Source organism: Nitrospirota bacterium (assembly GCA_035516965.1).
Lineage (GTDB): Bacteria > Nitrospirota > UBA9217 > UBA9217 > UBA9217 > MHEA01.
In genome coordinates this window covers 1-11,978 of record DATIZR010000081.1, presented here as the reverse complement: position 1 = coordinate 11,978, position 11,978 = coordinate 1, and the positions used below count along the sequence as shown (strand labels likewise).

General features: G+C 56.9%; 9 protein-coding genes. All 9 read left to right on the top strand.

The genetic code is table 11. From position 1 onward, the window contains the following. Positions 1 to 344: 344 nt before the first annotated feature. On the top strand, positions 345 to 728 hold the full coding sequence (locus VL197_12375) for a DNA-binding response regulator (protein ID HUJ18776.1): 384 nt from the start codon (positions 345 to 347) through the stop codon (positions 726 to 728). 270 nt (positions 729 to 998) lie between these two features. Continuing rightward, on the top strand, positions 999 to 2,342 hold the full coding sequence (locus VL197_12370; protein HUJ18775.1) for a TIGR03013 family XrtA/PEP-CTERM system glycosyltransferase: 1,344 nt from the start codon (positions 999 to 1,001) through the stop codon (positions 2,340 to 2,342). Continuing rightward, a complete protein-coding gene (locus VL197_12365; GenBank protein ID HUJ18774.1) occupies positions 2,339 to 3,151 on the top strand; it encodes a polysaccharide biosynthesis/export family protein in 813 nt (270 codons plus the stop codon). Before VL197_12370 ends, VL197_12365 begins: the two co-directional genes overlap by 4 nt. Positions 3,152 to 3,162: 11 nt before the next feature. Continuing rightward, positions 3,163 to 4,533 (top strand): Wzz/FepE/Etk N-terminal domain-containing protein, encoded by a 1,371-nt coding sequence (locus VL197_12360; protein ID HUJ18773.1) that lies wholly within the window; start codon positions 3,163 to 3,165, stop codon positions 4,531 to 4,533. 22 nt (positions 4,534 to 4,555) lie between these two features. Then, the gene (locus tag VL197_12355; protein ID HUJ18772.1) at positions 4,556 to 5,380 is read left to right on the top strand and encodes a polysaccharide biosynthesis tyrosine autokinase; all 825 of its coding nucleotides are present in this window, start codon (positions 4,556 to 4,558) and stop codon (positions 5,378 to 5,380) included. Positions 5,381 to 5,403: 23 nt separating this feature from the next. Then, positions 5,404 to 6,501, top strand: a complete 1,098-nt coding sequence (locus VL197_12350; GenBank protein HUJ18771.1) for an XrtA/PEP-CTERM system-associated ATPase — start codon at positions 5,404 to 5,406, stop codon at positions 6,499 to 6,501. A 90-nt stretch (positions 6,502 to 6,591) separates the two neighbouring features. Then, positions 6,592 to 7,092, top strand: coding sequence for a UpxY family transcription antiterminator (locus VL197_12345; GenBank protein ID HUJ18770.1), 501 nt, complete (start codon positions 6,592 to 6,594; stop codon positions 7,090 to 7,092). 143 nt (positions 7,093 to 7,235) lie between these two features. Beyond that, entirely contained in the window at positions 7,236 to 8,558 is a 1,323-nt protein-coding gene (locus tag VL197_12340; protein HUJ18769.1) for a TIGR03016 family PEP-CTERM system-associated outer membrane protein, read from the top strand. A 78-nt stretch (positions 8,559 to 8,636) separates the two neighbouring features. After that, positions 8,637 to 11,978, top strand: a 3,342-nt coding sequence (locus tag VL197_12335; GenBank protein HUJ18768.1) for an Ig-like domain-containing protein, incomplete at its 3' end; no start/stop codon positions are given.

Here is an 11,978-nt window from a genome sequence, read left to right as displayed (position 1 = left end):
TCGTTATTTATTAATTAGTTGCCAATTTTAAATAGGTGAAAATTTTCCCGGCATGCTCACTCCTACCGTTCCTTGATGGAGAAGTGCTTAAAGGATGATCCTCCCACCCACCAAATACATCCGGTCTGGTAGGGGGATCAGCCTGTGTCCAAAGGAAACACTTTTAATAACCTATTCAACGAATTCGCAACGATTTCTTATGATGTATCCGGGGGTACATATTGTCCCAAGGAAGAGTGGTTCTCAGGGAACCACTAATTGAACCCGGCGAATTGCTTATGCCCGCAAGTCTTTGAAAATCTGTTCAATCGGCGAGAGGCATCATAATTGCTTAATGTTGGAGCATGGCACAGGTGCGAAAGAACATACTGATCATTGACGAGCATAGATTCTCGCGGATCTGTTCAGCGATCCTTGAGACGGTGGGATATGGGACCGACATGATTTTGCACACGAATGACCTGCCTCTGAAATTAAACAATGACCGCCTCGGTCTCGTGGTTACCAGCTATCCCTACGGGGCATTCCTTTTTGATGAAATAAAAAAGAGAAACATCCCGACGATCATCCTGTCCGACAATATCGACGGAAAGCTGATCGACATTCTGAATGAATTCGATAATTCATACTGCATGATCAAACCGCTCGATTACGACAAGTTCAAACACCTGGTAAAGCAGGTGATCAGCGGGGACATAACGGCTCAGGGAGGTTACAGCCTTGTCTAGAGCTGCTTCAGCGATTCCGGCGGCTCCGGAGAACGAATGATGCCTCCGAAAAGACGTTTAACCCGCCTGCAGCCGTCAAGATTCTGCTGCAGGCTCTGTAGGGAGGCGAAGTCACGGCAATCAGGCAGGTTCCCGCCTGACGGAATCTAGGGTACGGATTCAAGGCACAGCGAACAGAGCGCACGATTCGTCGCTCGCCTGCTGCGGATGACACGGCAGGGACAACAAAGAGAGTAGGTGTTGTGCGTGAATGGAAGCGGAAAATTTTCGATGTTGGTGCTCGGCGACGTTCTTATCGCCCTTTGTGCCGTGTTTGCAGGGTACGGCCTGCGATTCATCTCGGTCCCGGTATCTGAAGGCCTTCTGAACGTGAAGGCGATCCAGTTGCCCTTTTTCGTCATCGGGGTTCTCTTCTCGTCCTTTCTGCTCGAGCTGTACACCACCGAAAAGGCAATGTATGCCAGAGAGTTCGTTGCACGGATCGTCATCAGTCTGGTGGTCTCGTTCACACTCCTGTCGGCGCTGTACTATGCCATGCCGAACATCAGCATCGGGCGGGGCTCTTTCGCATTGGCCCTGGGCGCCTTCGGCGTGCTTCAGCTGTCGTGGCGCATCATGTATACGGCATTTATGAATTCGGACGGTCTCGCAAGGAAGGTCCTGGTCCTGGGGACCGGGCAGACAGCCCAGCAGATCGGCAACATCATCACGGCCACCAATCACCAGCATGTGCTGAAGGGATACTTGAGCTGCGACCAGGATTCCACCGTGGTGCCCCTGGATGCCATCGTGGGCAAGGGAAGCAGGCTGATCGAGGCCGTGCGCCGGGAGAGGGCTCAGAAGATCGTGGTCTCGCTCTCCGAACGGCGCGGGGTGCTGCCCGTACGCGACATCCTTGCCTGCAAATTGAGCGGGGTGGAGATCGTCGATGCCCCCTCGTTCTATGAAGAATTGACCGGGAAGCTGCTTCTGGAAAATTTGCGGCCAAGCTGGCTCATTTTCAGCGATGGGTTCAGGATAACCCCCGCGATCCGCATGTTCAAACGGGTATTCGATATCGTTATCGCGGCGATAGCCCTGGTCATTGTTCTCCCCATTCTCCCGGTGATCGTGCTGCTGATCATGGCTGAGTCACCGGGGCCGGTCCTGTTCAAACAGACGCGGGTCGGGGAGCGGGAAAGGCTGTTCGTGCTCATCAAGTTCAGGACCATGAAAAAGGACGCTGAAGATGCGAGCGGTCCCGTCTGGGCACAGAAGGATGACCAGCGGGTAACCAGGGTGGGGCGGGTTCTGCGGAAGATCCGTCTGGATGAGCTGCCTCAGCTCGTCAATGTGCTGAAGGGGGACATGAGCCTCATCGGACCGCGGCCTGAACGGCCTGAGTTCGTGGCCCAGCTGAAGGAGATCATTCCGTACTATCCCGAGCGGCATTTCGTCAAGCCGGGGATCACCGGATGGGCGCAGATCAAGTATCCCTACGGAGCCTCGATCGAGGACGCCATCGAAAAGCTGAAATACGACCTGTTCTACATCAAGAACCTGTCTCCGCTGCTCGACCTGCTCATCGCCCTCGAAACGATCAAGGTCGTTCTTTTTGGAAAGGGGGGGAGATGATGACGTGGAAAAAGGTCCTGCCTCCGCTCATGCTGCTGCTCTTGGTTCCGTTCGCCGTTCGCGGCGGCGATTACCGCATCGGTGAAGGCGACACGCTGCAGATCTCGGTCTGGGGTGAAAAAGAACTGAGCCTTTCGGTAAAGGTGCGGCCTGATGGAAAGATCACGCTGCCGGCCCTTGGCGAAGTGGCTGCTGCGAATTCGACTGCCAGGACCCTGCAGACGACGCTGACGGAGAAGCTCAAGGGCATTGTCAAAAATCCGATCGTAACGGTGATCGTGACAGAGGTCACGAACAATAAAGTGTATATTTTCGGCGGGGGCGTGAAATCCGGAGTGTATGCTCTGGCCCAGCGGACGACCCTGCTGCAGCTGCTGTGTCAGACCGAAGATGCACGGAAGGCCGATCTCAAACGCGCCTATGTGCTGCGAAGCGGCACGAAGATCAAGACCGATTTCTTCCCTCTGTTCATCCAGGGCGACACGGCTGAAGACCTTGAGATCGAGCCGAATGACGTTATCTTCATTCCCGCCAACACCGACAAGAACGTATACGTCGTGGGCGCAGTGAACAATCCGAAGTTCATCGAGTACCGCGACGGCCTGAGCGTCATGGAGGCGATCCTCGAGGCGGGAGGGTTCACCAAGTTCGCGAATCAGAATGACACGCTCATTTACCGGAAGGGCGAGGACCAGAAAGAAGTGACGATTCCCGTCAAATTGCGAAGGCTGGTCAACGACGGCGACCTCAAGCAGAACACGAGGCTCAAACCCGGTGACTACGTCATCGTGAAAGAGGGCATTTTTTAGGAGGCTCAGCAGTGGAACAGTCGGCTGAATTCGATATTCAAAAATACGCCCGAATGATCTACGCAAGGCGGGTGCTCTTCGTGCTGATCGTCATGCTCGTCACGACCGTCCTGGTCATCGGCGCATATCTGAAGCCGAAGCTCTATGAGGCAAAATCCATTATTTTCGTCGAACGGCAGTTGATAAGCGACCTGACGAAGAACGTCGCGATCGCGCCCTCGTATGAAGACAGGATCAGAGCCCTTTCGATCGTCGTGAAAAGCAGAAATTTCCTCATGAAGGTTATGAGCGATCTTGGCATCGACGTCAGCAAGAAGAGCGCCGAGAGTCTTGAGGGCCTGATCAAGGACTTTCAGAACAGCACCGATATCAGGATTGATATGGGAACAGCGAACCGGAAAGATGTTGACGTATTTACCGTTTCGTACATTGGCGCCGATCCGGTGCTGGCGAGCAATTACGTCAACGCCCTCGTCCGGCGCTACATTTTGGACAATCTCGCCATGAAGCAGCAGGAAACATCAGGCGCGAACCAGTTCCTGCTGGAGCAGATCGACGTTTTCAAGAAAAAGATCGCACAGGGGGAGGCGCAGATCGCCAGGTTCAGGAAGGACAAGGGTGTCGTGTTGAATGACCAGCTTGTCGTCCTGCAGAAAAAACTGGCCGATCTCATGATGCAGTATACGGACAGCCATCCCGAGGTGATAAAAGCGAAGGCGGAGATCGAACAGCTCCAGGAACAGGCGAAATTAAAAAAGGGGGCTTCTTCCGGTTCGCCGGCTGCGGAGATGGCTGCCGTGGGTGACGGCGAACGCGGCGGGCAGAGCCAAAGCGCGGAGTCCCGATCCCCCGCGCGCGATGCGCTTGTGGGGAATAAGAGTCTACTGGACCTGGAGCACGAGCGGGAAATGAACAAAAGAATTTACGAAGAACTGCTGGCGACGCTCGGCAAGTCGGAGTTTTCGGCCCAGGTGGAGGTCCATGACAAGGCTGGCGCCTTCAAGATCGTCGAACCCGCAATCGTTCCCACGAAGCCGATCAGCAGGAATGTCATGAAAATGATCCTGCTGGGGATCGTGGGAGGGATCGCTGCCGGCATCGGCCTCATCGTCGCCCTGGACTTTTTTGATTCCTCGCTGCGGTCCGTTGAAGATGTGAAGAAACTGGGGCTGCCGGTCCTGGCCATCATCCCGAACATTCAAACCGTCCGGGAAACTGCGCGGGTCAAACAAAAGGACAGGCTGCTCTACGCCGCTGCCGGCGTTTACCTGACAGGCCTCCTGGCGATCATCACGGTGGAGATGATGGGCCTTCCCTACGTGGACAATGCGGTACAGCGGGCCCAGACGGAGATTACAAGTTCCCTGAAGCGGATCCGGTAGCCGGTTTCCGAGGAGAGTGTATATGAGCAGGATAGAAAATGCCCTGGAGAAGGCATCACGGATGCGGGAAGGCAAGAGGGAGACCGGAGCGGTCCAGGAGACCGTTGCTCACCGGGAACGGAAGATCGTCCGGGCGGCAGCAGAAGCCATTCCGCTCGATAATCCCTACCTTGTTGCGTACAACAAACCCTATTCGCCGGCGTCCGAGGAATATAAGAAACTCAAATCACAGATCATCGGAATGACAAAGCAGGAGCCGGGTAAGAATGTGATCCTCGTGACGAGCGCCGTGGGCGGGGAGGGGAAAAGCATCACGGCCGCGAACCTTGCCCTGTCCTTGTCGCAGGATCATGACCATTCCGTGCTGCTTATCGACGGTGACATGCGAAAGCCGACGCTCTGCCAGTTGTTCCAAGTGGAGCCGGAGCGTGGACTGTCCGACTGCGTTGCCGAAGACCTTGACATCGGCTCCGCACTTATCACTCTCGGCAACGGGAACCTTGCGTTCCTTTCGTCGGGAAATCAGGACGGGAATCCCGTTGAGCTCGTTTCGTCCCAGCGCATGAAAAAAGCCCTGGAGTCCATGAAACATCGGTATTCCGACCGCTTCATCATCATCGACACGCCACCGGTGCTGCTTTTTGCAGAAACCAAGATCCTGAGCTCGCTTGCCGACGGCATCATATTCGTCGTCAAGGAGGGTCGGGCCCCCCAGCAGCACGTCCTCGACGCCCTCGAAGCGCTGAGGGGGGAGAACATCATGGGCATCGTTTACAACGGCGCGGGGTCGGGGGGACTGAACGGCCGTTCGGCATACCACTCGTACTACAGTGATTATCTTAAATAGACTAAGGCTGCGGGGGAAATTCCATGTACGAACAATTCTTTGAGTTGAAAAGAAAACCCTTTGAGCTTGTGCCGAACCCCGAGTTCCTGTTCCTCGGCGCAACGCATAAAAAGGCCATGACTTATCTCAACTATGTCGTGCACGAGGGTGCGGGTTTCATGGTGCTCACCGGCGAAGTGGGCTCGGGCAAGACCACGCTCATCAGGGACTTCATCAACCACCTCGACGACCGGACCACTCTGGCAAGGGTGTTCAATACCCGGGTGGACTTCGAGCAGCTGCTCGCCATGATCAATGATGATTTCGGCCTGGACAGTGCGGGCAAGAACAAGGTCACGCTCCTAAAGGAGATCAATCAGTTCCTTATCGAGGAGCACGGGAAAGGGCGTTTGCCGGTCCTCATCATCGACGAAGCACAGGATCTCACGCCGGCAGTGCTCGAAGAGGTCAGGCTGCTGTCGAATCTGGAGACCCCCGATGCCAAGCTGCTCCAGATCATCCTCGTGGGCCAGCCCGAGCTGGGCCAGATGCTTTCCCTGGCCGAGCTGCGGCAGCTTCGGCAGCGGGTCAGCATCATCTGCCATCTTAATCCGCTCACGAGGCGCGAATGCGAGGACTATATCCATCACCGGCTCACCGTCGCCGGGAACGGAGACGCCGTGCAGTTCTCGCCTGAAGCGATGGATAAGATTTATTCCTTCAGCTCCGGCATCCCGAGGCTGGTGAACATCCTCTGCAATTTTCTTCTGCTGACCGCCTTTGCCGAGGAAACAAAGTCGATTGATGAGGGGATGGTGGACGAGATCATCAAGGACATCCAGGGAGACATCCCCGACCACCCCGGGAATGACGGGAACGGAGGGCACCCGGCGCCGCGGCAAACGCTCGAACCGTCTTCCGCTGAAGGAGGGGACCTTTCTGCGCCTTCCCCGGCATTGCATGCACAGTATGATGAAAAAAATAAAATGATGCTGCTGTTCATGCTGGTGCTGATGCTGGACGATATGGGTAACCGCGTAAAGGCCCTCGAGAAGGAGCATGCTTGCGTCAAGGTCCGCGACCTCAATGGCCTGGCTCACGGGCTGGAGCTCCTGGAAAAATGCGAGCACCAGACCCAGTGAGGACGGGATCCGGCCACCCTGCCACCGTCGCGGGCTGGCGACGCCGGGCAGCAAGGTCGTGACGGCGAACGTGAGTGGGGTAATGCGATCATGGGACTCAACTGGTACGCTCTCTGGGTGAAGTCAAGGCATGAATTTATCGCCCGCGACGAGCTGGCGAACAAGGGCGTTGAGACGTTCCTCCCGACGGTCGTGAAGCTGCAGCAGTGGCGGGACAGGAAGAAGAACGTGGAATTTCCCGTATTCCCGGGCTATCTCTTTGTCTCCCTCGAGCGGTCAGCAGAGGATTTCCAGCGCGCGACCAAGTCACGGGGTACGGTGGCCTTGGTCTGCCTCGAGCCCGGCCAACCGACGCCGGTCGTGCCGGAAGAGATCCGGGCTCTCCAGGCCCTGTTCGCATGCGGCCTGCCCTTTGATGTGTACTCGAACTTGCAGGAGGGCGCCCGGGTGAGAATAGAGCGGGGACCGCTCCAAGGCATTGAAGGCGTACTGACGAAGAAGCGGGAACAGCATCTGTTTTGCGTGAACATCGAGATCCTCGGCAGAAGCGTCGCTCTGAGGGTCTGTCCGGACGACATAGTGCAGGCATAGGAGTGGCGCCTATGACAGCATATGCCGACGGAAGAACATATCATGCTGAAAAAACAAACCCTTCGGTTACCGCATGTAACTGAGAGGGCGGAGCATTGCCAGGGCATTTCCCATCATCTCCCACAACGAGGATCAGCATCGTCTTGAGCGTTCTGTCGAGATCACTTGCCATAGCAGCAGTCGTCCTGGCAACCCTGCTGCTTCCGGGGGGGCTGGCCATGGCGGAGAACCATTTCCTGGCGTCGCTTACCGTCAGCGAAGAGTACAACGACAACATCTTCCTGGCTCCGCGGGGATGCACTCCCCCCTGTGCCGACACATCGAAGGTAGAGTTCGATTTCATCACGAAGGCCCTCCCTGCCGTAAGCATGACCTACCGGGCGCCCTTGTGGGACTGGGACGTGTCGCTCGCGTATAACTACTGGTATTACGCATTGTCGGGGTTCCATAACGACAAGAGCTTCGATGCCAGTCTTACCAACGAGACGAGGCTCGTGCGGGACCTCCTCTTTTTCGCAGTCCGCGATACCTACAACAGGGTGTCGCTCGACATCACACAGGACTACACGAAACAGAGCACATTCGTGAACCAGAGCGACCAGAATTTTCTGTCTGCGACCCCCTACATTACACTTCATGTGGACGACCGCACAACCGTGAATGCCGGGTATGAATACCAGAACATCTGGTACAAGGAGCCGGAGGTCGTCAATAGCGAGGTAACCGGCACGCTCCCAGTGCAGGCGGCCGGGACGGCCATTAATAAGGTCAATCATATAACCCACGCGGAAATGGTGCGCTCCCTGTCATCGCAGATGACGATGACACTCTCCGCGATCTACACCAAAGACGAGAACAAGATAGAGAATTACGACATGAGCACTCTGGAAGGGGGGCTCAGATACGAATACCTGGACGGCTCCAGCCTGATCGGCAAGTTCGGTTACATCTGGCTGCACCCAGCCATCCAGGATTCCTCGACCCAGCCCTACGGGAAAATCGCGTTCACCCACCAGTTCCCGAAGTTCCTGTTCAATTTCGAGAGCGGATTGATCTATCCCGAGGACCCTCAGCACATCGTGACAAGGGAAGACTTTTTCACGGCAAAGATCTCCCGGTCGGTCGAGAGGACCACTTTCGGCGTTACCGCGAGCCTGGAAGAATACCGGAATCCCCTCAAGGGGAAGCATCTGGAGACATCGTCTTACATCATAAGCGGCACGATAAGCCACGCGGTCAGCACGAAATCAAAACTCATCGCCGACCTGACCGTACAGCGGCTGGAGGACAACGTCCTTGACACGTACACGGACGTGTATCTTTCCGGGTTGCGCTATGAGTATCGGGCCTGGGAAAGAACGATCCTGGCCCTGGAATACCGTTACACGAACAGCTATTCCCCCAGCAACTATTACGCCGATTATACGAATAACCGCTTCATCTTTGAGGTCAAAAGGGATTTCTAGGAGAACAGCTTTCAGGGATGATCGCTTCATGCGTCCCGGGCCGGTCGATATCCCGAAGGTACAAATATGATAAGGGAAATGAAAAAACGATCTTACCTCATCCTATTCTGCCTGCTGGCGGTACTGTCCACGCTCAACGCCTGCCCCGGAAGGAAAGGGCCGGACAGGCCGCCCGACACGATACCGCCCGCTGTGTCGGACACGGCCCCGCGCAATCTGGACACGAATGTCGCGCCGAATGCCGCCATCAGCGTTACCTTCAGTGAGCCGGTGCTTGCCGGTACCGTCCAGTTCGGGCTCGCCCTGGTGAACGGCGGGGGAAGCGTGCCCTGCACCATGAGCTACAGCGGAAACGCCGCCGTCTGCACACCCGACCAGCCGCTGGAATACAGTACGGCGTACCAGGCCACGGTCAGCGGCGCAAGAGATATGTCGGGCAATCAGATGGCCGGCGAGTATCAGTGGAACTTCACGACGTCCGCTTCACCGGACACGACGCCGCCCCGGGTCGTCGAAGTCCAGCCGGCCAAGGATACCACAAGTGCCAGTTCCACCTCGGCCGTTTCCATCATCTTCAGCGAGCCCATGGACCCGACCACGATATCAGAGTCGACGGTATTGCTCAGCACGTTCGCAACGGGGTCCGCGCTCGTCGGTACCGTATCGTATAACGGGGCTTTATCCGCCGCAACATTCGTTCCGGGGATCCTACTTGCACACAATACGGACTACCTCGTCACCGTCGGAACAAACGCGCGGGATCTCGCAAAGAACAAGATGACGAACGCCTTCACGTCTCGCTTCAGGACGGCAGCTGCAGACGACGCGACGCCGCCGTCAGTCACTGCGATGTATCCGGCCCCCAACGCAGCAAACGCGGACGTGGATACGCCGATAACCGTTACGTTCAGCGAGCCGATGAGTGCGGAAACCATCACGCCCGGTAATGTTCTGGTGAGCGAAGGAACCTCCACCATTCCCATCCCCGTCGATATCAAGCTGATCGGGACCACGGTCGTGGTTACCCCGATCAAGCCGCTCAAGTTTTCTACTGTCTACACCGTGACGGTCCCCGCAGCGGTCACGGACCTTGCGGGCCACCCGATGGCGACCGATTTTGCATCGAGCTTTACGACCATCGCGCAGTCTCCCGACAACGTGCAGCCTTACGTGCTGTCCACGTTCCCGGCCAACGGAGACAGCTCTGTGCCGGTCTACCGCCAGGTGGTCGCCCTGTTCAGCGAAACGATGCTGGCAAGCTCGATCACACCGGCCACATTCCTGCTCATGGGCCCAAACGGGATCGTCTCGGGCCAGATCACCGTGACGGGCGCCCTGGCAGCATTGACCCCCGATCAGCCCCTGGATCCCGCCACCCAGTACACAGCCGTGGTAACGTCGGGTGTCACCGATCTCGTAGGGAACTCCCTCACACCTCCGGCAGGCATTTCGTGGAGCTTTACGACCGAGCCGGTCGAGACACACACGATCACGGCGACGGCGGGCTCCAATGGGCACATCAGCCCTTCCGGGGCGATCACGGTGGGCTACGATACCTCCAAAGCGTTCTCGATCACGCCGAACACCGGCTACCATATTTTCGACGTCCAGGTGGATGGCAGCTCGGTCGGCTCCGCACCGACATATACGTTCAACAACGTTACCGCCGACCATACGATCAGCGCCTTCTTCCAGATCAACACCTATACGGTGACGCCGTCTGCCGGCACGAATGGGGGCATCAACCCGAGTGTTCCGCAGACGGTGAACTACAACACAACAACGCAGTTCACAGTGACGCCGAGCGCCGGCTACAACACGGTCATGGGCGGGACCTGCGGCGGCGCGCTCGTCGGGAACACGTATACGACGAACGCGGTCAAGAACGACTGCACGGTCACGGCGCTCTTTTCGCTCGGCACTGTGACGGTAACATCATCGGTCAGTGGAGGCAACGGGAGTATCAGCCCGAATGGCGCCCAGGCAGTGCCCTACGGCTCTACGCCCTCCTTTACGCTCACACCGCTTACGGGATACCATGCGTCTGTTGGCGGGACGTGCGGCGGAACGCTGTCCCCAGACGGACTCACTTTCACGACGAATCCCGCAATAGCCAGCTGCACTGTGATAGCGAGCTTCTCGATCAACACGTTCACCATTGCGACATCGGTCTCCGGCGGCACCGGCACCGTTACCCCGGTCAACCCCTCGGTGAATTCAGGTGGAAACCAGACAATCTCGATCACACCCGGCACGGGATACCATATTACCGACGTACAGGTGGACGGTTCTTCAGCCGGCGTTCCTACGAGCGTCACATTCAACAACGTCACGACCAACCACACCGTCAGCGCACTCTTTACGCTGAACACCCTGACGATCACATCATCGGCGACGGGGAACGGCACTGTCACTCCTTTAGGGCCGACTCCGGTGCTTTACGGTGGGAGCCAGACGTTCACCTTCACACCCAATTCCCCCGCATACGTCATAGCGTCAGTGGTTGTTGACGGTATATCGCAAGGATTGCCAAACTCGTGGACCTTCAATAATGTAACGATAAACCATACCATTTCGGTGACCTTCCAGCTCGGCACCAACCTTATTACGGCAACGTCGGGCACCAACGGCACTATCAACTCGAATGGCACGATCGTCTCGGCCGGATCGTCACAGGACTTTCTGATAAGTTCCGGAGGCACAAGGACGTTCACGTTTGTTCCGAATACGGGTTACCTCATTTCTAATGTGCAGGTGGACGGTGTTTCGCAGGGCGCCATATCAAGCTACACCTTCACCAACGTGATGGCCAACCATACGATCAGTGCGTTCTTCGCGGCGAAGACCGTTGCAACGGTCACGCTCGGCAGCCTCAACCAGGTCTATAACGGAGCACCGCAAGTGGCAACGGCAACGACAACTCCGGCAGGTTTGAACGTGACCTTCACCTATAACGGGAGTAGCACGGCGCCGACGAACGCGGGCAACTATGCGGTAGTGGGCACTATCAACGATCCAACATACCAGGGGAGCGCATCCGGCACACTGGTCATCAGCAAGGCGACTGCAACGGTCACGCTCGGAAGCCTCAATCAGACCTATGACGGAACGCAGAAATCAGCCTCGGCAACGACGAATCCAGTCGGGCTGAGCGTCACCTTCACCTACAATGGCCTCCCGACAGCTCCAGCGGTTGCCGGAAATTATAATGTTGTGGGCACCGTCAATGACGCCAACTACCAGGGGAGCGCAATCGGCACGCTCGCCATCGCGAAGGCTGCAACCAGCGTCACCTGGGCGAATCCCTCTGCGATAACCTACGGCACTGCGCTGAGCGGCACTCAGCTGAATGCCACGCCGAGCGTCGCCGGCAATCTTGTATATACGCCGGCCTCGGGTACTATCCTGAATGCCGGAACC

Excerpts from the sequence above, each read along its gene's own strand:
- VL197_12375 (HUJ18776.1), top strand. The coding sequence starts at position 345 with ATGGCACAGGTGCGAAAGAACATACTGATCATTGACGAGCATAGATTC.
- VL197_12370 (HUJ18775.1), top strand. The coding sequence starts at position 999 with ATGTTGGTGCTCGGCGACGTTCTTATCGCCCTTTGTGCCGTGTTTGCA.
- VL197_12365 (HUJ18774.1), top strand. The coding sequence starts at position 2,339 with ATGATGACGTGGAAAAAGGTCCTGCCTCCGCTCATGCTGCTGCTCTTG.
- VL197_12355 (HUJ18772.1), top strand. The coding sequence starts at position 4,556 with ATGAGCAGGATAGAAAATGCCCTGGAGAAGGCATCACGGATGCGGGAA.
- VL197_12350 (HUJ18771.1), top strand. The coding sequence starts at position 5,404 with ATGTACGAACAATTCTTTGAGTTGAAAAGAAAACCCTTTGAGCTTGTG.
- VL197_12345 (HUJ18770.1), top strand. The coding sequence starts at position 6,592 with ATGGGACTCAACTGGTACGCTCTCTGGGTGAAGTCAAGGCATGAATTT.